This is a genomic window from Pedobacter sp. ASV1-7 (assembly GCF_040203335.1).
Taxonomy (GTDB): Bacteria; Bacteroidota; Bacteroidia; order Sphingobacteriales; family Sphingobacteriaceae; genus Pedobacter.
This window is the reverse complement of sequence record NZ_JBEHBV010000004.1, coordinates 97,235-118,441: the sequence shown is the minus strand read 5'-3', so window position 1 is coordinate 118,441 and position 21,207 is coordinate 97,235. Positions and strand designations below refer to the sequence as shown.

The 21,207-nt window shown below is 37.5% G+C and carries 14 protein-coding genes; 6 read left to right on the top strand and 8 right to left on the bottom strand.

Annotated elements, in window-relative coordinates:
* Window positions 1-7 precede the first annotated feature (7 nt).
* The 4 genes from ABDJ41_RS10870 to ABDJ41_RS10855 are packed head-to-tail and all read right to left on the bottom strand — an operon-like array spanning window position 8 to window position 8,382.
* Entirely contained in the window at window positions 8-2,623 is a 2,616-nt protein-coding gene (locus ABDJ41_RS10870) for a beta-L-arabinofuranosidase domain-containing protein (protein WP_349786029.1), read from the bottom strand.
* Between the two features lie 29 nt (window positions 2,624-2,652).
* Window positions 2,653-3,534, bottom strand: coding sequence for a DUF5017 domain-containing protein (locus ABDJ41_RS10865; RefSeq protein WP_349786028.1), 882 nt, complete (start codon window positions 3,532-3,534; stop codon window positions 2,653-2,655).
* A gap of 26 nt (window positions 3,535-3,560) precedes the next feature.
* Window positions 3,561-5,156 (bottom strand): RagB/SusD family nutrient uptake outer membrane protein, encoded by a 1,596-nt coding sequence (locus ABDJ41_RS10860; protein WP_349786027.1) that lies wholly within the window; start codon window positions 5,154-5,156, stop codon window positions 3,561-3,563.
* Window positions 5,157-5,172: 16 nt separating this feature from the next.
* A complete protein-coding gene (locus tag ABDJ41_RS10855) occupies window positions 5,173-8,382 on the bottom strand; it encodes a SusC/RagA family TonB-linked outer membrane protein (RefSeq protein WP_349786026.1) in 3,210 nt (1,069 codons plus the stop codon).
* 382 nt (window positions 8,383-8,764) lie between these two features.
* Here ABDJ41_RS10855 and ABDJ41_RS10850 point away from each other — a divergent pair, with 382 nt between their 5' ends.
* Complete coding sequence (locus ABDJ41_RS10850; RefSeq protein WP_349786025.1) at window positions 8,765-9,814, top strand: GntR family transcriptional regulator; 1,050 nt, start codon at window positions 8,765-8,767, stop codon at window positions 9,812-9,814.
* A gap of 340 nt (window positions 9,815-10,154) precedes the next feature.
* Here the strand turns inward: ABDJ41_RS10850 and ABDJ41_RS10845 are convergent, their stop codons facing one another.
* The 3 genes from ABDJ41_RS10845 to ABDJ41_RS10835 all read right to left on the bottom strand — a co-directional run bounded on the left by ABDJ41_RS10845 (window position 10,155) and on the right by ABDJ41_RS10835 (window position 15,825).
* Window positions 10,155-12,818, bottom strand: a complete 2,664-nt coding sequence (locus ABDJ41_RS10845) for a valine--tRNA ligase (RefSeq protein WP_349786023.1) — start codon at window positions 12,816-12,818, stop codon at window positions 10,155-10,157.
* Window positions 12,819-13,097: 279 nt separating this feature from the next.
* Window positions 13,098-13,520 (bottom strand): DUF3995 domain-containing protein, encoded by a 423-nt coding sequence (locus ABDJ41_RS10840; protein ID WP_349786022.1) that lies wholly within the window; start codon window positions 13,518-13,520, stop codon window positions 13,098-13,100.
* Window positions 13,521-13,659: 139 nt separating this feature from the next.
* Window positions 13,660-15,825 carry a S9 family peptidase gene (locus ABDJ41_RS10835; protein ID WP_349786021.1) on the bottom strand — a complete coding sequence of 722 codons (2,166 nt, stop codon included), beginning with the start codon at window positions 15,823-15,825 and terminating at the stop codon, window positions 13,660-13,662.
* A gap of 77 nt (window positions 15,826-15,902) precedes the next feature.
* Here ABDJ41_RS10835 and ABDJ41_RS10830 point away from each other — a divergent pair, with 77 nt between their 5' ends.
* Window positions 15,903-16,775, top strand: a complete 873-nt coding sequence (locus tag ABDJ41_RS10830) for a DMT family transporter (RefSeq protein ID WP_349786020.1) — start codon at window positions 15,903-15,905, stop codon at window positions 16,773-16,775.
* Between the two features lie 188 nt (window positions 16,776-16,963).
* Here ABDJ41_RS10830 and ABDJ41_RS10825 read toward each other — a convergent pair whose 3' ends face one another.
* The gene (locus ABDJ41_RS10825; RefSeq protein WP_349786019.1) at window positions 16,964-17,299 is read right to left on the bottom strand and encodes an MmcQ/YjbR family DNA-binding protein; all 336 of its coding nucleotides are present in this window, start codon (window positions 17,297-17,299) and stop codon (window positions 16,964-16,966) included.
* A gap of 55 nt (window positions 17,300-17,354) precedes the next feature.
* Here ABDJ41_RS10825 and mnmC2 point away from each other — a divergent pair, with 55 nt between their 5' ends.
* The 4 genes from mnmC2 to mazG all read left to right on the top strand — a co-directional run bounded on the left by mnmC2 (window position 17,355) and on the right by mazG (window position 21,148).
* On the top strand, window positions 17,355-18,023 hold the full coding sequence (mnmC2, locus tag ABDJ41_RS10820) for a tRNA (5-methylaminomethyl-2-thiouridine)(34)-methyltransferase MnmC2 (protein ID WP_349786018.1): 669 nt from the start codon (window positions 17,355-17,357) through the stop codon (window positions 18,021-18,023).
* A 151-nt stretch (window positions 18,024-18,174) separates the two neighbouring features.
* On the top strand, window positions 18,175-19,128 hold the full coding sequence (locus ABDJ41_RS10815; RefSeq protein WP_349786375.1) for an aldo/keto reductase: 954 nt from the start codon (window positions 18,175-18,177) through the stop codon (window positions 19,126-19,128).
* Between the two features lie 57 nt (window positions 19,129-19,185).
* The gene (locus tag ABDJ41_RS10810) at window positions 19,186-20,298 is read left to right on the top strand and encodes an AI-2E family transporter (RefSeq protein WP_349786017.1); all 1,113 of its coding nucleotides are present in this window, start codon (window positions 19,186-19,188) and stop codon (window positions 20,296-20,298) included.
* 43 nt (window positions 20,299-20,341) lie between these two features.
* A complete protein-coding gene (gene mazG / locus ABDJ41_RS10805) occupies window positions 20,342-21,148 on the top strand; it encodes a nucleoside triphosphate pyrophosphohydrolase (RefSeq protein ID WP_349786016.1) in 807 nt (268 codons plus the stop codon).
* The last annotated feature ends 59 nt before the right edge of the window (window positions 21,149-21,207 follow it).

Here is a 21,207-nt window from a genome sequence, read left to right as displayed (position 1 = left end):
ACCCTTTTTAGTAAAGTACTTCAATAACTTTTAAACCATTAGGAGCAAACTCGATATTCAATGATTTGCTTGTATCTATCTTAGCTCCTTTTTTACCATCGGCACCTATAAATGCAGCACTCTTTATTTTAGCAGCTGAGGCACCAGGAATCTTTTCCGTATGAACTTCAACCTTTGTTTTAAGACTATTTACACTATTGTTCAACAGCATCAGATAACATTTCTTCTCATCACTATTAATGGCGATGACATGATCTACAGTTGGATGCTCAGCTTTCAAAAGACCATCGATTAACTTTAATGAAGCTATGTTACCATATACTTTGCCAGGAGCAAATCCATAACTTTGATGCGGGCCTACTTTTGGTGTTATAAAACCACGTGGAAAAATAATCTGATTCTGACTACGAAGTTCAACTTCTGCCATTAAATAATCTGTTATCCAGCCTATCTGCCACCACGCATGGTGAGGAAATGAACCAGGTCCGGCATTCATTGCAGTCCAGTAATAAGAAGCAACGTTTGTGTTCTTATCTACAAAAGCATCCCTTCCCCAGGCAGCAGCTCTTGCCATATCTAAATAGATCTGATCCTTAGTTAGGTTGTACATGCGGACAAACATACCGGCATGACTAGCCAGCAATATTGGTCCCAATGAATTCGTAGAACCAATATTACCTCCATGCTCAAAACTTAAACCAACCTGACTAACTTCCCAATCTTCTCTTTTTATTCCTTTAACCGTTTTAAACTCTTTTGTTGGTATTGGATGCGTATAAATAGAGGTTGTATAATAACGGGCAGTTTTTATTGCCGCATTCAAATAAGAATCTTTTTTGGTAAGGTCGTAAAGATCTAATAAAGCCTGCACACTTTGTCCAGTAGCAAAATCAGGTACAAATCTTGCATCACCGCAAACACCTAAGAAATGACCTTTATCAACTGCATTTTTAATGTACCAATCTGCACCTTTAACTGCAGCATCAAGGTATTTTTTATCTCCCAAAATACGATATGCAATTACAAGGCCATAAAAGGTTGGCCTCAAATCCTCAAGCTCATTAAATAACTGCTTATGAGTTGCTCTGTCATAAGCAACTACCCATCCTCCTGATGGATTCTGCCATTTCATCAACCTCTCAGCACCTTGTTTTAAACGATTTTTCAGTTCCTTATCCTGAGGTTCAAACAATAACACATTGCCAATGTCCATCATTGTATAATAGGTTAAACCAATAGGTTCAACATAAGGTCCCCACTCTTCAGTAAACTTCTTGCTTTTAGTAAGATAATACTGACCAATTGCAGCACCTTGCAAAAACCCAGGCTCATCTTCTTGTTGAAGCAGTTTAAAATTACGTGCATATGGAAGTCTGTCTGCTTTTAAAGCGCTGTCATTTGCAATTTTTGCAATCATCCACATTGCTCCATAATCTGAGTTTTTCATGGCATCTTTTTCAGACCCCAGAACACCTCCAAGATATGCTTGAGCACCAATTGTCAGACCTTTATATTGTTCAGTCTTCCACATAGACGTTTTCGAGTCCATCAGATAGGTATGCATAGCAGATATTCTATCTGTTAATGACTGAGCAGTTTGTTTGAGCGATAAAAAATCTTTGAAGCGGTAGATGTCGTTCACAGCATGTTTAAATACATCATACCAACCCTTCGCTTGCAAGCTATACCTGAAAGTAAAAGTTGTACTTTCACCTTTCTTCAGATAAGAACCTTTTTCTCCCAGTACAGGGTGATATATGGTTGGACTAAGTTGTGATTTTCTGTTCATTAACGACAGGCCTACTTTCCACTCTGTATGTGTACTCTTATCTTTCTCCCAAGGATTTCTTCCTACAGAGGGATCAGGTATCACCGCCATTGTAATACCATTTTTTAAGCTCATTAACGGCGAAAGTGTACTTGCAGCACGTTCTCTTACAATAACAGGTCTATCGGGAATTCCTTGCCCATAAGCATACGCCTTAACAAAATCAGCTTCTACCATTGCACCCTGAAAATATCCCGGTATTAAACCCCAGGCAAGCTGATCTTTTGAAATATTGGCAAGCGTAGGACTAGCTATAGAAAAATAACCTTCTTTATTTGCAGTTAAAGTTAATGTTACTAAAACATCAGTCGGATATTTCGGGTCAATTTTCCATTCTGATTTCATTTTCGCAAATCCGGATTCATCTGAAAATACCAGCGACTTATCGATTGCCTGAGCTACTTTTTTAGGGTAAAAATAATGCGCTTCACCGGCAGTATTTAATTGAACCGGACTAATGACGCCCTTCCAATGTGAAACAGCATAACGATAGATAAACTCAGGGAAATCTACTTTTTTCCCATCAATGAATAACACAGAATCAGTAATAGGAGGTTTTGTTGCTGCATACAATAAAGTATAACCTCCATCCGGAACTGGCATATCTATCCAACGTTTTTTATCTTTAACCTGGATTGCAGCAAACTTCCAGCCTTTGGATTTATTCTCCCAACGTAAATTTAATGACGTTCCCTTTAGGGCAACACTATTATCAGACTCCCAGCTTATACTAGTAATAGCTATTGATAAACAGCAAAACAAGGAAATATAAAATAAGTACTTTCTAAAAATCATGGATATTACGGTATTAGCTTGATCAGATCTTATTGAGTTACTGTTATCGTTAATTCTTTAACTACTTCTTTTGAGGTTTTTCCTATCATATTAGATGCTAAGAAAGAAGCTTTATACACACCAGCTTTGTTGTACTTATAGCTAAAATCATTTCTTGGTGCACTTATATTCTTAAGAACAAAGCCTACATCCGATTTAATAAAGTTTGGATCCAACTGTTTAGAAACTACCCAATCTTCATTGTCTTCTGCTCCAATTGGACCTCCATACATTAACAGTTGCGCAGCAGTAATCGTCCAGACATTTGTAGGATTTTTAAAACTTACACCTACCCATCCTGCATCAGCCATCACAGCCAATGGAGTGACAACGTCATTACGTACTGTACCAGCATTAAATGTCCTGATCACCCATCTGTTTTGTTGTGCCGTCGTACTTTTCACATCTGTATATCTGAAGGCAATATTAACCGGTTTTCCCAGATCAGAGAATTCTGAAAGGTCAATTACACCTGATGGCGTATTGTCTATCCCCGTCGAAAATACTGCGCGATTAGTAATATCTGTCCATTCGGCATTTTCAACTGTACTGGCATCTATTTTTCCAGCGATATCTGTAGTTACAAATAAAGACAGGTTACTGCGTGTTCCCCATTGCACAAGTGATGTAAACTGAATTTGCAGCTTACCTGGCAAGCTTGTACGATTACGATATTCATACTTTTTCCCATCCTCACCAGAATAGAAAGTAATATTATCAGGGTTTCCGGAGAATTGAAATGCAATTTCCTCTCCTACCTTAGCAGTTAATGAAGATGCAGAGACATTAAATTTTGGTTCTTCCACTTTCTCTTTTGAACATGAAGAAAGTAAAATAAATAGCGTACCGATGACGAAAGTTTGATATTTCATTTTTCTAGTATTTATTTTAAAACAGCTTACCATCCTGGATTTTGATCGTGAACACCTATGTTCGGGTTAAGCACTATTTCTGAATTAGGTATAGGTAAAAGCAAATTTCTTACAGTTACATTTTTACCTGCAGAACCTGAGTATCTCCAATTAGATGGTGCAGTGGCAGTTTCTGTAACCAGTGAAGCCATTTTCGAAACATAAATACCCCAACGTTTTAAATCATGTTGCCTCATACCCTCAAAAGCAAATTCCCTTGCCCGCTCATCCTGAATGGCCTCAAGAAACTTGACCTTCGACAAGTTTGTAGCAATATCAACTGTAGGAGCTGGTTGGTCTACTGGTTTATTATACCCTCTTCTTCTAACCATATTCACATAAGTCTCGGCCTGTAAGTTGGGAGCACCGTAAACTTCATTATAAGCCTCGGCATACATCAATAACACATCAGAGTAACGCAATACCGGAAAGTTAACAGAGTTAAAACTCTTTGTTTTTGGAGCTACAGTTTCATATTGGCGACGCCATTTACCAATATTACGGTCGTAAATCTGAGTACTTGTCCAATATGTTTCAGTAGTCACGTTATCGGTAGTCGTGTATTTAAATGGCGCAATAGACCAATCTCGACGAACATCATTTGCATTATACAAGTTATATAACCTCGCTGTAACATTGATAGGCCCTGTTGAATATCCAGGATTATTCATATCTGTACTGGTAATGCCATTACTAATACCCAATGTACCACCTTGCATAATGTTCCCCGTATTGTTCCCATAAAAACCTATCTCCCAAATGCATTCTTTAGGATCAGCAATATCTTTAGCTGCATTAATAAATATCTGTTTGAAATCAGGGTTTAATGCATGTCTGCCAGAGTTGATCACCAGTTCCGACCATTTTAATGCTTCTGCATACTTTGAATTGTCATTTAACTGCTGACCTGCCATGGTTAAACAAACCTTAGCTAATATGCCAGCTACTGCAGATTTAGTAATGCGTTCAGTATATTCAAGTCCACCACTTACACCATCTTTTTTAATATCCATCACTAATGGATAAGCCTCAGTCATGTCCTTTAAGATCTGATCATAAACATCTTTTACAGGTGATCTTGGTAATGCTTTTTCAACAGGATTTTTGCTGGAAACTAATTTCAATGGAACAGCTCCGAAATTATCAGCCAGAAGAAAATAATAATACCCTCTCAAAAACAATGCTTCACCATGAATAGCGGCTCTTTTTTCATCGCTCATCTCAGGCTTGTTAATATTTTCGAGTAACAAATTTGCCCGATCTATCCCCTGGTAGCAAGCTTCCCAAAATCTCCCTACATCAACATGAGCAGCATCAAAATCTAATACAAAGATTGAGCTTGTTGAAACATTTCTATAAAAAAACTCGTCGCTTATTGACAAATAAGTAAATAAACCTCTTCTGTAAGTTCTTTCATCAGTAAGCTTATTATATACCCCTGCCAGAGCAATATTCATTTCACTTTCAGTATTGAAATAATTTTCAGGTGTTTTAAAATCCGTTGGCTCTAAATCCAGAAACTTTGAACATGATGTAAAGGAGGATATGAGCAGTATGCTAAATAAATAAATAAAACTTTTCATATAAAATTGATTAGAATTATAATGTTAGGTTAATTCCAAAAGTTACAGTTCTAGCCTTTGGATAAGCGGACCAGTCGAACCCGGGTGTAAGTGCTGATGCAAAAGTAGATACCTCTGGATCTAAGCCAGTATAATTTGTCCAGGTATAAAGATTTTGTCCGGAAGCATAAACTCTTAATGTCTTAACCTTTATGCTCTTAAGCAAGGCATTGATAAAGGTATATCCTAGCGCAACTGTTTTTAACCTAAGGTAGGAACCATCTTCAATTGTTCTTGAAGAGTATACTAAAGGCCCCTGTCCATAAACCTTATAAAGCTCATTGGTTTGATTTTCCGGTGTCCAACGGTTAGCATAAGAAGCAAACATATTCAGAGAGTTACGGTTCTCACCGCCTTCAAATACTATTCTGTTAGCGTTCAGTAAATCATTACCATAAGACCATTGAAAAAACACATTTAAATCAAATCCTTTATAGGTAAAGTTGTTTGAAAATCCACCTGTATGAGTTGGGTTAGGATTTCCTATAATTGTCTGATCAAAACCATCAACTACTCCATCACCATTAAGGTCTTTGTATTTTATAAATCCAGGTTGAACAGTGGCACGGGATTGACCATTGTTAGGAATATTATCTTTCAGCATATAGTTACCATTAGAGAGCTGATTGAAATCACTATACTGATATACGCCATCCCAAACATATCCATACAACAATGCAATTGGTTTCCCTGGGATTGCAATGTACGGATACGCATTATTAAAGTTACCCCATGTTATTCTGGATAAAATAGAAGGATCTTCCTCAGTAAGTGCTAACACTTTATTTCTGTTAAATGAAATATTGAAATTCGTATTCCATGAGAAATTTTTGTTTTTTATGTTTATCGTATTTATAGTAAACTCAAACCCTTTGTTACCCACTTTACCAACGTTTCTCAAACCATTAAGGTAACCTTGTGAAGGCGCCAAAGAAGAATTTAGCAATAAATCATAAGTTTTCTTACTGTAATAATCAGCAGTAATGGTAACCTTATTTTTAAACAAGCCTAAATCAATACCTATATCGGCCTGACTGGTAGTTTCCCATTTCAAATCTTTATTTCCTAAAGTGAATGGCACAATGCCGTTCATTGCAGAATTATTAAAGTTATAGCCAGAGCCATTGTTAATCTGCATGGCCAGCATACTTGCATAATCTGACACCCTATTGTTTCCGGTTAAACCATAACTGGCACGCACTTTAGCATTTGATATAAATGAAATATTTTTCATAAAACTTTCCTCACTTATTAACCATGCCGCAGATCCAGAAGGAAAGTATGCCCACCTGTTTTGAGGAGCAAATTTTGAAGATCCATCTGCTCTGAAACTAGCAGTTAGTAAATACCTCGACTTATAACTGTAATTAACCCTTGTCAGGAATGACATCAATGCTGATTTAGAACTACCGGATAGTAATCTAAAAGGAATCCCTTCTTCTATACCACTAATACCCAATGACTCATTCGGTAACATGCTTGCGCCGAATCCAGAATTTGAATTAGATATTTCCTGCAGTGTAAATCCAGCTACCGCATTTACATTATGAACCTTATTTAAGCTCTTTTTGTATGTCAATGTATTTTCATTCAACAAATTTGTCACATCATAATGCAAAATTGAACCATTCACACCATTTACGCTAGAAAGCGGATTACCAGCGCGAGTATTTGAATTGTTAAATATTTCTTTTCTAGTATTTCTATTTACAATACTTCCAGTGGTTCTGAAAGTCAGGTTTTGTCCGAACTTATACTCGGCATAGGTATTAACGCTCAAAGCATTTACAAATGAAGGATTGTATTCATTTGTAGTAGAGATGAACGGGTTAATACGATATTCTGCAGTAGGATCAATCTCGGGATCAAAAGGCTCTTCTAAAAGTTGCTCATCCATTAAAGGATCACCTGTTACAGGTCTATAGCCCCAAACACTATACATTAAACTTGCAGTGGCACTCCCATTCTGTTCTGTAGCTATTGTTCCGTATGTTTTTGTATTTGTATAATTCGCATTTATACCAACTCTCAGTTTAGGTGTAACAGTTTGATCTAATACAACCCGACCTTGGTAGCGACGGAAACCACTATTTATTATAATTCCTTGCTGATCTAATATGGAACCAGAAATGGAATACCTGGTTTTATCGGTACCACCATTTAACGATAAAAAATGGTTTTGTACATTACCAGTTCTGTAAATTTTATCTTGCCAGTTTATCCCTTCTACTCCTTTATAATAGTCCAGGTCTCTCCCATTTTTTAAATAAATAGGTGTATATACCGATGGGTTAAATTCTATCTGGTACTTTACAAATTCATAAGGACTCATCATTTTCTGTTGTCTGATGTTTTCCTGAATACCGAAGTAATTCTGGTAACTGATTGTTGGAGTCCCGATTTTACCTTTCTTAGTCGTAATGATAAAAACACCATTTGCACCTCTGGCACCGTAAATAGCTGTAGCAGAAGCATCTTTCAATACTTCCATAGATTCAATTTCAGCCGGGTTTAGAGTATTATTTTCTGGATCTTCCATTGGGAAACCATCTATTACATACAAAGGGGAATTACTTTGTGTTACCGAATTATTTCCTCTGATCGTGATCTGTAAAGGTGCACCTGGCTGACCATCTGAAGCTGATACCTGAACGCCTGCAAGTCTCCCTGCCAAGGCTTCTTCAAAGGAGGCTACAGGAGCCTTTTGTAAGTCTACCACATTAACAGAACCAACAGCACCTGTTAAATCACGTTTAGTACTTGTACCATAACCTACCACAATTACGTCGTCCAGCGTACTTGTACTTGATTCAAGTTTTACATTATATACCGTGGCAGTAGTAATCGGCACTTCCTTAGTTACAAATCCTGTATAGGAGAAAACTAAAGTACCCTTTAATTCAGGAATCGAAAATTTAAAAGCTCCGTTACCATTTGTTTGGGTAACTGCGTTTGAGCCTTTTAATCTGATGCTTACGCCCGGTAAAACATCACCATTGTCATCCCTTACTACTCCCGAAACATAAACAGCAGCACTTTTTAGAAGTGCCATTTCATTATGGCCTGAATAATTAGTCTTAATACTGGAAGACTTCTTACTTAGCGCAAAATTGTGTTCTGAATAATTAGCCGCCCGAACGGATAAAACACTCAAAACTGAACAGATAAATACAAAGTAAAATTTCATTACATACATTGATTAGTTTATAATTTGGCTTATAGAAAAGTGAAAAGGACTTCTTGAAAGATGTGCTTCTTGACAGGTGGAGACGTTGTACAAAAAGATGTAACGCTCGTTTTTTGGGTTAAAAATACGTTGCTCATATTTGGTTTGGTCTGGTTTGGTTTTAACCGACATAACAAAAGTAGAAATTAATCTTAATTTTCAAACAAAATTTAAATTTTATTATCACAACATCCCTGTTACGAAACAAAACAAACAAAACAAACAACTGAAAATCAATTAATTAATATAACAAAGACTATAAAAAATTATTTCATTTTGGTTTGGTATGGTATGGGTTGCTTTTTTCAAAAATATGTTTAGTTTTGCAATGGAATAAAAACATATGCCCTCAACTTCAAAACATAAAACTGGAAAGAAAATCGCAGAGAATGAAACAGCTCCGGCTTCTGTGCACAGAATGAAGTATCTGCAATTGGCGGAATACATCAACCACCTCATTGAAATAGAAGAACTCAAAATCAATGACAGACTTCCTTCTTTAAATCAATTAATTGAAAAGTTAAAAATCAGTAAAGAGACGGCATTAAAAGGGCTTAACTACTTATCGGAAAAAGGAATTATTGAGTCTGAATACCGGAAAGGCTATTATGTAAAAAAGAAAAAACAGTATCAGCCTTATCGTATATGCATGATTCTGGATAAGATGAATGTTTTAAGAGACAGGGTATATGATTCCTTCCTTAAAACAATCAAAGATAAGGGTGTAGTTGATGTTTACTTCCATCACCATAATTTTAAAGTATTTGAAAAGCTGATAAATGAGAACTTATCAAACTATACTCATTTTGTGATTACAACCTTTCTGCATGGCAATACCACAGAAGTAATTAATCGTATTCCAGCTCAAAAGAGAATCATTCTGGATTATGAGGAAAAGAATCTGAGTGGAGATTATACCTGCATTTATCAGGATTATAAAACGGATATCCAGGAATCACTGACTGAACTGGCCCCACAACTGGACAAGTATTCCAGACTGGTACTGATCGCACCACTTGAAGCATTTCATGCCAGGGAAGTAATTAATGGATTCGAGACTTTCTGTAAACTGAATAATAAAAATCATATTATTTACAATACTGTAGACGAGAACTCTTGCAAAAAAGGTGATGCTTATATCACATTTAGCAGATATGATCAGGATGACGTATCGATCATTAAACTGGCAAGGAAAAACAAATGGACATTGGGTAAGGATATTGGCCTTATTTCTTACAATGATACGGCAGTTAAAGAAATACTGGAGAACGGAATCACTGTAATCAGTACTGACTTTAACAAAATGGGTGAAGAAGCGGCTAAGGCAATCCTAACGAAAAAAACGATCATGATGAGGGATCCGGCAAAAGTGATTCTTCGAAACTCCTTATAAAGGTCAAAAATAACCATTCTCTTCTGCGTCTGGCATCTTTTCCCGAAGGGAAAAAGCGCCTCAGGCCGCCTCAGAGAAGGTATTTTTTGTGTCAAGCATGGTGCATAGCCGACATGGTGTATTACCTGATGTATAATCAATATGATATAAGATCAGCATGGTGCATAAAATTAAAGAGGCAGGGATGTGACATCCTTGCCTCTTTGTTTGTAAGTTTATTAACCATTTTGCTTAAGCATCATGCTTTAGAAAAAATCTACCTTCTCTGAAAGCGCATAGGAACTTTTTCCTTCTTCAGGAAAAAGATTCCAGCGATTGAGGAGAATGGTAATTTTTTCCCTTAAGCTAAAGCAGCTAAACTTTCTTCAATTATCTTGATTTTACCTTCCGCATCTGCCTGTTTATTTCTTTCATTCTGAATGATTTCAGCTTTTGCATTCTGCACAAAACGTTCATTGCTAAGTTTGGCATTTACTGACTTTAAAAAGCCTTGCAGATACACCAATTCAGCATTCAGACGTTCTCTTTCTGCATCAGCATCAATCGCTTCATTTAAGTGAATAAAGAACTCATCTTTGCCTACCATGAAACTTACTGCTCCCGGAATCTTGTCATTTACCAATTCAACCTGACTAATGTTAGCCAGCTTGAAAACAATATTTAACCATTTTTCATAATCTAATCCAGAGTTAACTTTTATAGCTAATGGTAATGCCTCTTTTGGAGAAATCTGTTTTGTATTTCTTACATTTCTTAATTCAGCAACCAGTGTTTTGATCACTTCTACTTCCTTAAGCAAGATAGCATCAGCAGTTCCAACAACAGGATAGCTGGCAACGATACAGCAATCCATTTCCCCTTTTTCGCCAAACAATTCATCATGCCATAATTCTTCAGTAATGAAAGGCATGAATGGGTGAAGTAAGGTTAATACTTTCTCGAAGAAGCCAGCAGTAGCTTTTAAAGTTTCTGCATCTACTGGTTGCTGATAAGCAGGTTTAACCATTTCCAGGTACCAGGCACAGAAATCATCCCAAACCAATTTGTAGGTAGCCATTAAAGCTTCCGACAAGCGGTACTGTTTAAAGTTATCTTCTATTTCAGCTAAAGCTTCGTTAAAACGATTCTCGAACCACAATATGGCTTGCTGATTTGGATTTTCAAGGTTTTCATCTACTTCCCATCCTTTTACAAGTCGGAATGCGTTCCAGATTTTATTGGCAAAATTACGTCCCTGCTCACAGTAGCTTTCATCAAACATCAGGTCGTTACCTGCAGGAGAACACAATAGCATCCCTACCCTCACGCCGTCGGCACCATATTTTTCAATCAGGCCAATCGGGTCAGGAGAATTACCTAAAGATTTAGACATCTTACGTCCTAACTTATCCCTAACAATACCTGTCAGATATACATTAGTAAACGGCTTTTGTCCTCTGAATTCGTGACCTGCCATAATCATTCTGGCTACCCAGAAGAAAAGAATTTCAGGTGCAGTAACCAGATCATTTGTTGGATAATAGTAATTGATATCAGGATTATCTGGATTTTTAAATCCGTCAAATACAGAGATAGGCCATAACCATGAAGAGAACCAGGTATCCATTACATCAGGATCCTGTTTTACAAATGGGGCAAGCTGGCTTTTACAACCCGCAGCCTCATCAACTGTGAAGTTCCCATCAGGATCTTTGAGTTTTAAGAACTCATCCAATGCCTCCTCTTTGGTTTTAGCAACAACCCAATTCCCTTGATTGTCATACCATGCCGGAATCTGTTGTCCCCACCATAACTGGCGACTAATATTCCAGTCACGTACATTTTCCATCCAGTGACGGTAAGTGTTCACAAACTTCTCAGGAATCAGCTTCACATCACCGTTCAACACATCTTCCAGTGCCGGCTTTGCCATCTGATCCATTTTACAGAACCACTGTAACGACAATTTAGGTTCAATAGCTGCATCAGTACGTTCAGAGAAACCTACCTGCGATTTATAATCTTCAACTTTCTCTAAATGACCTGCCTCATCTAACAACTTAGCTATCTTCTTTCTGGCGATAAAACGATCTTCACCAACCAGAACTACAGCAAGCTCATTGAGTGTACCGTCGTCATTTAAAATATCTATAACAGGCAGTTTATGTTTAACACCCAATTCATAATCGTTCAGATCATGTGCAGGTGTAACTTTTAAACAGCCAGTACCAAAATCCATCGTTACATATTCATCTTCAATTACCGGAATTTCACGGTTAATCAATGGAATAAATACCTTTTTACCTTTTAAGTGTGTATAACGTTCATCATTAGGGTTGATACATATTGCTGCATCAGCCATAATGGTTTCCGGACGTGTAGTTGCAATGGTAATAAAATCATCCGATCCCGAAATGGTATATTTGATGTAATACAACTTCTGGTTTACCTCCTTACGAATTACCTCCTCATCAGAAATAGCAGTTTTACCTGCCGGATCCCAGTTCACCATACGGATACCACGATATATCCAACCTTTTTTATACAAGTGGATAAAGCTATCAATAACAGCGTCAGACAAATCATCTTCCATCGTAAAACGCGTACGATCCCAGTCGCAACTGGCACCAAGCTTTTTCAACTGATCAAGAATGATCCCTCCGTATTTTTCTTTCCATTCCCAGGCGTACTTTAAAAACTCTTCCCTGGTAATGTCTGCTTTATTAATGCCTCTTTCTTTAAGCATAGCAACCACCTTTGCTTCAGTAGCAATTGAAGCATGGTCAGTTCCAGGTACCCAGCATGCATTTTTGCCTTGCATACGTGCCTTACGAATCAATACGTCCTGAATAGTGTTATTCAGCATGTGGCCCATGTGCAGCACACCGGTGACGTTTGGTGGAGGAATTACAATTGTGTAAGGCTCCCGCTCATCTGGTTCAGAGTGAAAAAACTTCTTTGAAAGCCAGTAACTATACCATTTGTCTTCCGTCGCCGCCGGATCGTATTTTGTAGAAATGCTCATTATTTTGAAAGTATCAGATTTTGAAGGCGTAAAAATAAGGAAAAAAATACAGATGCTGTTCGCTTCCACAAATCTTTTGCGGAAGAGCAAAATCTTTGCATGTCAGCTCACAGCACTGTATTTTTTTTGAAAAGAGAAAGAAAGACATTCGCTTCCTCAAACCTTTGGCAGAAGAGCAAAATCTTTGCATGTCAGCTCACAGCACTGTATTTTTTTTGAAAAGAGAAAGGGGGGAGTGCTGAACTCCCCCCTTTCTTTCTGCTCCTTGTGACCAAAAAATTAAACCCAGATACCAATGATAATACAAGAAAGGCTTACAAAAAGACACAAAGGAATAAATATCCTATTATCAGATTCAGCAAATCGGGTATTTTTAACATGTTTCGTAATTCCCACATATTTAAAGTCGCCAATTACCCTGATCAGAAAAACCCCTCCAATAATGAAAGTCCCTACTGTAATTAACCTTGAGTCGATTTGAGAATTCCACAAGCCGAGATTACCTGCAACTATTATACTAAACAAAAACAATCCCACAGCCACTATCAAAGTTGCAATCCTACCAGGTTGAAAAACATTCTGACCATCCTTTTGTACTGGAACAGCAACATTTATTCCCCATTTTCCACCAATTGCCCAGTACACATGTAAAAGACTCAACAAGAAAAAAACACACGAATTAATTAAGATCAGTATACTCATTTGTTCTTATTTAATACCCTGGCAATTAAAAAACTTCACATTCCTTTCTGCTCCCTGTGAACAAAAAATTACCTTCTCTGAAAGCGCATAGGAAAATTTTCCTTCTTCAGGAAAAGATTCCAGCGATTGAAGAGAACGGTTATTTTTTTCCCCCTTTTAAATAAAGGTCAAAATAATCCGTTACTTTCTGATACAAATGAATTCTGTCTTTACCCATCACATTGTGTTCATGACCAGGATATATCATATAATCAACTTGTACACCTTTATCAACTGCATGTTTCACAAAATCAACTGAATGTTGCTGTACAACAACCGGATCCTGCTGACCGTGAATTAACAACAATTTACCTTTCAACTGATCAACTCTATTACTCAAATAAGTCGCAGCATATCCTTCAGGGTTTTCCTGAGGGGTATCCATATAACGTTCAGTATACATGATCTCATAAAAAGCCCAGTTAATTACCGGTCCACCCGCAACTGCAGCTTTAAATACTCCTGGATGTGTAAGCATGAAATCGGTAGTCGCAAAACCACCAAAGCTCCATCCAAATAAGCCCATATTATCGGCATCAACGTAAGACTGACTTTTCAGGTAATCTACTGCATTCATCATATCTTCCATTTGTACCTCACCAGCACGACGGAACATTGACTGTTCAAAAGCCTTACCTCTGTTATCACTACCTCTAACATCAACTGTTAATACAACATATCCGTTTTGTGCCATGTACCTAGACCAGTAATCTCCAGCACCTGCATTCCAGCCGTTGGTAATCAATTGCGCATGAGGACCACCATACCAGTAAACCACTACCGGATATTTTTTACTTGCATCATAATTTACCGGCTTATACAAGTTCATGTACAAGTCATCACCAGATTTACTCTTGATTGTAAATATAGAAGAATTCTGAGTCGCATAACTTGCTAAAGGATTAGCAGCTTTTAACAATATTTTGGCTTTAGCATTAGCAGTCTCTACCAATTGAATTACCCTTGGTGCATCAGGTGTACTATAATTATCTATTATGGTATTTCCAGAAGTACTGACCTGAGTATTGTGCACTGCAAAACCCTGCGTAATTCTGCGCGACTTACCAGACTTCACATTCAATACATATAAATTTCTCGTAATCGGAGATTCTTCTGTCGAAACATAAAACAACTGATCACCTTTAGCATCAAAGCCTTTAACATCTAATACTTCCCATGGGCCTTTAGTCAGCTGTTTTAACACTTTACCTTTTAAATCATATAGGTACAAATGATTCCAACCATCCCTATTGCTTTGCCAGATAAATTTAGAGGGATCATTCTGAAGGAACAACATAGGTACCAATGGCTCTACATATTTATCATCCTTCTCTTCAAATAAAGTTTTTACAAAATCACCTGTTGTTGCATCATACTGATTCAGTTTCATGTGATTTTGTCCACGGTTCAATACCGCTATATAAACATATTTATCATCAGGACTCCAGGCAATATTCGTTAAGAACTGCTCTACAGGCTCACCAGTTTTTAAATAAACTACAGTTTTATTCTCGGCATTATAAACACCTACAGTTACATGGTGACTTTTATCGTCAGCCATCGGATATTTAATATTTACGTTTTTTGCAGGTCTGGTTGTCCAGTCTATGATAGGATAATCAGTAACCATACTCTGGTCCATTCTGTAAAAAGCAAGTGTCTTCCCATTATTACTCCAGAATGTTCCTTTAGTAATCCCGAACTCTTCTCTGTGAACAGTAGAAGCGTAAACAATATTTGCTGAACCATCCGTAGTTACCTGCTTCTGATCTCCACCTTTAGCTACGAACAAATTAAAGTTATCCAGGTAAGCCACATAACCAGCCTTACTTTCTTCCACAACAGATTTACCCATCAATGATTTGTCTACCAACACAGTTGCAGTGTTTTTAACCGGATCAAGAGCTAGCTTGCTACCACCAGCATAGACAATCCACTCTGGCCCACGATTGAACTGAATCATCGGCATCATTTTTAACGTATCTTTTTGAGCAGTTGCTAACTTTTGATTTAATTGTGCTAGCGTAAGGAAGGGTTTATCGACAGCAGATTTTGCATTACCACTAAACCATACCGGACTATTACCAACACGTTTTGCATAAATGTATTCCTCTGTTCCATAAATAAATTGGATTTGAGATAAGTTCTCTGGTGCAAGTGTTGTACGTGCATTGCTCATCGCATCCTGCATGGTCAATTGTTTATTTTGGGCAGAACCACAAAAAGCAATTGCTATCAGGTACGACAGCAGAATCAGTTTCTTCATTCTTATAAAAAATTAGTTTTGACAAACTTATATAAAATGGCGCAAAAAACATTACTTCATAATGTACCTTTGTCGTAATGAAAACGATACTTACCGGCTTACTCTTTGCCATGTTATGGGCTTCCGCTTCGGTTGCCACAAAGTTTGGTATATTATCCGCTCCACCATTAGTACTTGGAAATCTGCGTTTCTTTATCGCAGGCTTTGTTTTATTAGGTTTTTGCTACCTCATTAGTAGAGATAAACAATACAGAATGCCAACTTCCTCAGAATGGAAGCAGCTCTCTATTTTTGGGTTCCTTAACACCACAGTGTATTTAGGCTTGTACGTATATGCTATGAAGTATACTGCGGCAGGAATTGGCAGTCTGGCAACCTCCACTAATCCCTTAATAATTGTCTTGCTTTCTTCATGGCTTATGGGGCGCAAGCCGGCAAAAGCTGAGATTTTCAGTATCATCATTGGTATGACAGGTATTGGCCTGGCAACTTACCCATTACTAAAAAGTAGCAACACCAGTATATTAGGGGTAACAGTATTGATGATCAGTATGATTGCTGTTTCCTTTGCTAGTGTATATTATGCAAGGGTAAAATGGACCTTACCCAACCTGCTGATCAATGGCTGGCAGGTCGCACTTGGGGGAATCTTTTTACTCCCTTTTACCGTTATAATGAGTGATTTTAGTATCATACAGTTTGATAACCGATTAGTTTATTCAGTTTTATGGCTCAGTCTCGCTGTTTCTGTAGTGGGCTTAATCTGTTGGTTTTACCTGTTAAAAATAGATACAGTAAAGGCCTCATTATGGCTGTTCCTTTGTCCGCTGTTTGGATTCTTTTATGCCTGGTGGCTTTTAGATGAACCAATAACAATCTACACTATTGCCGGAACACTGTTGGTAGTAACAGGCTTGTACATTGGTCAACGCAAAAAGTTAGGAGTTTAAATCATCTTCTCCAGACAACAGGTCTATAACATAAATTTTAGCTCCAACACAATATTTTATGTTAAAATATGTTAAATAGATATAAAAAAAGAAGAGATGAAGACGATAAATGTATTTTCCTTTACTGGTACTATCCTCAGAAGACTTGGATTAACCAAAATCTATTACTGGTTTAATAAATAGCATTTCTATTGGTATTTGGCCTGAACTTTTTTAGGCAGCTTACTTAAAACCAGTTTTCTTGATTCAGCAATCCGACTTTGTAGTTCTGAAGAAGATAGGGCATCTAAACCCTCAAGAACTACCCATTGTCGCCTCGCGAAATGAGGTGCTTGCTTAATCCCCGGTCTGGCTGTTAAAGCATCGAAATCTTCCTGATCACACTTCATGCAAAGATGTCCATCATCCAGAGATACCAATACAAAAATCTTTTCTTCAATCATGAAACAGAGATGGTCCCATTTCATTCCTTCTGTAGTCCCATTCAAACTAAGACAATAGTCTCTTAACGATTCAATATCCATAACGATCGATTAATAAGTCCTAAAGTTAAAAACTATTTTCTCTAAGTTTGCAGCAATGAATAAGATCACTTTAACTGCAGACGGCTCCAATACTTTTTATAACGAAACCATTGGTGAACATTATCATTCCAAACATGGTGCTGTGCAGGAAAGTATCCATGTATTTATTGATGCAGGATTAAAACACGCCATCAGTTCATTCCCTGATCAGCAAATCAACATCCTGGAAGTCGGTTTTGGAACAGGGTTAAACTTTTTACATAGTGCAGCCTACGGACAGGAAAACAAGATTGAGTTAAACTATACTTCGTTAGAGGCATTCCCCTTACAGATTGAAGAATTAGAATCAACAGGATACAACAATTATGTCCCTAAGGACATTTGGGAAGGATTAGTTAACAATTATGGTAAAGCATTACAACAAACTGTCCAAATTGTTCCAGGACAACATTTGAGAATTGTACATAGCCATCTGCACCGTTATGAAACAAGCCAACAGTTTGATCTGATTTATTATGATGCCTTTTCAGTGCAACATCAGCCAGAAATGTGGACAGACGAAATCATTGCCCATGTTTGCCAGTTTCTTAAACCAGGTGGTATTTTTGTAACCTACGCCATTACAGGGAAATTAAAACGCGCCCTAAAAAGCATTGGTTTTAGCATAGAGAAATTACCAGGAGCACCAGGTAAAAGAGAAATGTTAAGAGCGATAAAAGGTTAAGGAAATTACAAATCAAGGACTATAAGCAAACTCCATTCGGCTATTTTTGTTAAACATATAACATGCTTCATCCCGCAAGTCGTGAAAACCTTGCAGCAACAACTGCAACAGGAACATTTAAAGCATGAAAATTATAAAACAGAAAGGAACAATGGAGAAAAGAAAATTAGGTAACTCAGACTTATTCGTTTATCCCATCACTTTTGGCGGAAATGTATTTGGATGGACTATTGACGAAAAGCAATCATTTGAAATATTAGATGGTTTTACTAATGCAGGGTTCAACTTTATAGACACAGCAGATTCATACTCACACTGGGCACCTGGCAATAAAGGTGGAGAATCAGAAACCATTATTGGAAACTGGATGGAACAACGCAAAAACAGGCAACAGATTATCATTGCTACCAAAGTTGGCTCTATACCCGGAACTCCTAAAAAAAGCCTTGCAAAAGACTATATCCTTAAATCTATAGATGCCTCTTTAAAAAGATTAAAAACTGATTATATAGATTTATATCAGTCGCACTATGATGATCCGGAAACACCAATCGAAGATACCCTTGAAGTTTACGACAAACTTATAAAATCTGGAAAAGTACGTTGGATAGGTGCTTCCAATTTCTCTGCCGCACGCTTAACTGAATCACTGGAAACAGCAAAAAGATTGAACCTGCCTTTATACCAAACCTTCCAGCCCGAATATAATCTATACGAACGTGAAAGATATGAGAAAGAGCTTGAAAAGGTAATCGTTGACAATCAGCTGGGGGTAATTAACTACTATGCTTTAGCCAGTGGATTTTTAAGTGGAAAATACAGGTCGGAGGCTGACCTTAATAAAAGTCAGCGTGGTGCGGGCATTAAAAAGTATCTTAACACCCGCGGCATTAAAATCTTAAATGCACTTGATCAGGTTTCCGAACAATATAATGCGAATCCGGCAAGTATAGCCTTAGCCTGGCTTATTGCAAGACCATCAGTTACAGCTCCCATTGCCAGTGTAACGACAATTGCTCAACTTGAAGACTTGATAAAAGCAGCAAACCTACACCTAAACACGGAAGACATTGCCATACTTGATGATGCCAGTGCCTGGGAATAAAAGATTTTGGCAGGGCATTTGTTTTTTGTTAATTTACATCTTAAAGCCCCTCAACAAATGAAAGACATCTCCCTACCATTTTACACCAAGCTGGCAATGGTTTTATTTTCCATTATCAGTCTTGGTTACCTGGCTATTCAAGGGCAAACTATTCTGGCTCCATTACTTACCTCCTTTTTACTTGCCCTTCTGTTGTTACCCATGGCAAATTATATGGAGAAAAAATGGAGGTTTAAAAGAAGTATAGCCTCAATCATTTCTGTAGTTTTGATGATTGTTGTTATATCTTCCATTCTATTCTTCTTAGCCAATCAGCTTACTGATCTCTGGAAAGACTGGCCACTATTGAGACACCAGGCCGAAACCTCCTTTCACGATATTCAACACTGGGTTTCAAGAACCTTTAATGTCAATACTCAAAAGCAGATAGATTATCTTAAAGACAGTGCCAGCAGTGCAATAGCGACAAGCGCAACAGTTCTTGGCGCCACTCTTCTTACATTATCATCGACCTTACTGTTTCTGTCTTTCTTATTATTATTTACCTTTTTTATTCTGAATTACCGAGGTGTACTTTTTAACTTTCTGACCTCTGTATTCGAAGAAAAGCACAAACAAAAAGTAGGAGAAATAGTTCGTCAGGTACAATACATCATCAAAAAATATATCACTGGACTATTTTTACAAATGTTTATCGTTACTGTACTGATGATATTCACGCTATGGATACTGAACGTAAAATATGCGGTATTGCTGGGACTGATCTCGGGTATTTTTAATATTGTTCCTTATCTCGGTATTTTTACAGCATTGCTGATCAGTGTACTGATCACTTTTGCCACTGCCGGTGCAGCAAAGGTATTGCTGGTGGTGATTGCCTTTGTAAGTATCCATGCACTTGACGGCAACGTTTTAATGCCGCTGGTAGTGGGCTCAAAAGTTAAAATCAATGCTTTGTTTGCCTTTATCGGCATAGTAGTTGGTGAAATGATCTGGGGCATCTCAGGTATGTTCCTGTGCATCCCTTATCTGGCGGTGCTTAAGATTATCTTCGATAAAGTAGACCAGCTGAAACCATGGGGCATATTACTTGGTGGTGAAGAAAAACCTGCAAAAAAACGAAAGGTATATCGTATCACAAAGAAAATAAAACTCGAAGAGCAGGAATAACTTCAATGATTGTTACCTTTAACGTCATAAAATAAAATACTCAATGCCTAATAATATACCTCCTGTTACTGCTTCAGAACCATCTTCTGCTTTTCTTCGTCTGTTAACTGTTTTAGACACACTACGTACAGAATGTCCCTGGGACAAGAAACAGACTATGGAAACTTTAAGACACCTTACCATTGAAGAAACCTACGAACTATCTGATGCTATTTTAGAAGGTGATCTGGAAGAGGTTAAAAAAGAACTTGGGGATGTTATGATGCATCTGGTATTTTATGCTAGAATTGCTTCAGAAACCAACGACTTTACTATTGTAGATGTACTGAATAGTGTATGTGATAAACTCATTAGTCGCCACCCGCATATTTATGGTGATGTAGAGGTACAAGATGAACATGATATAAAGCGTAACTGGGAAAAGCTTAAACTAAAAGAGGGTAATAAATCGGTTTTAGCCGGTGTACCCGCTGGTCTTCCTTCATTAGTTAAAGCTAGTCGTATACAGGAAAAAGCCCGTGGTGTCGGCTTTGATTGGGAAGATAAATCTCAGGTTTGGGAAAAAGTGGAAGAGGAAATGCAAGAGTTTAAAGATGAATTCAACGTAGTGGATAATGAAGCGATTGATGTTGAAAAGGCTGAAGCTGAGTTTGGGGATCTATTATTTTCATTAATCAATTATGCAAGGTTCATCAATATTAATCCGGAAAATGCACTTGAAAAAACGAATAAAAAATTCATAAAGCGTTTTCAATATCTGGAAGAAAAAGCAAAAGAGAATGGAAAAGCTTTGCAGGATATGACGCTGGCGGAAATGGATGTTTATTGGAATGAAGCAAAGAAAAAATAACCGTTCTTTTCGGAGTCTGGCACCTTTTGCTGAAAAAGCAAAAGCGCCTCAGGCCTCCT

Excerpts from the sequence above, each read along its gene's own strand:
- ABDJ41_RS10870 (WP_349786029.1), bottom strand. The coding sequence starts at position 2,623 with ATGATTTTTAGAAAGTACTTATTTTATATTTCCTTGTTTTGCTGTTTA.
- ABDJ41_RS10865 (WP_349786028.1), bottom strand. The coding sequence starts at position 3,534 with ATGAAATATCAAACTTTCGTCATCGGTACGCTATTTATTTTACTTTCT.
- ABDJ41_RS10860 (WP_349786027.1), bottom strand. The coding sequence starts at position 5,156 with ATGAAAAGTTTTATTTATTTATTTAGCATACTGCTCATATCCTCCTTT.
- ABDJ41_RS10855 (WP_349786026.1), bottom strand. The coding sequence starts at position 8,382 with ATGAAATTTTACTTTGTATTTATCTGTTCAGTTTTGAGTGTTTTATCC.
- ABDJ41_RS10850 (WP_349786025.1), top strand. The coding sequence starts at position 8,765 with ATGCCCTCAACTTCAAAACATAAAACTGGAAAGAAAATCGCAGAGAAT.
- ABDJ41_RS10845 (WP_349786023.1), bottom strand. The coding sequence starts at position 12,818 with ATGAGCATTTCTACAAAATACGATCCGGCGGCGACGGAAGACAAATGG.
- ABDJ41_RS10840 (WP_349786022.1), bottom strand. The coding sequence starts at position 13,520 with ATGAGTATACTGATCTTAATTAATTCGTGTGTTTTTTTCTTGTTGAGT.
- ABDJ41_RS10835 (WP_349786021.1), bottom strand. The coding sequence starts at position 15,825 with ATGAAGAAACTGATTCTGCTGTCGTACCTGATAGCAATTGCTTTTTGT.
- ABDJ41_RS10830 (WP_349786020.1), top strand. The coding sequence starts at position 15,903 with ATGAAAACGATACTTACCGGCTTACTCTTTGCCATGTTATGGGCTTCC.
- ABDJ41_RS10825 (WP_349786019.1), bottom strand. The coding sequence starts at position 17,299 with ATGGATATTGAATCGTTAAGAGACTATTGTCTTAGTTTGAATGGGACT.
- mnmC2 (WP_349786018.1), top strand. The coding sequence starts at position 17,355 with ATGAATAAGATCACTTTAACTGCAGACGGCTCCAATACTTTTTATAAC.
- ABDJ41_RS10815 (WP_349786375.1), top strand. The coding sequence starts at position 18,175 with ATGGAGAAAAGAAAATTAGGTAACTCAGACTTATTCGTTTATCCCATC.
- ABDJ41_RS10810 (WP_349786017.1), top strand. The coding sequence starts at position 19,186 with ATGAAAGACATCTCCCTACCATTTTACACCAAGCTGGCAATGGTTTTA.
- mazG (WP_349786016.1), top strand. The coding sequence starts at position 20,342 with ATGCCTAATAATATACCTCCTGTTACTGCTTCAGAACCATCTTCTGCT.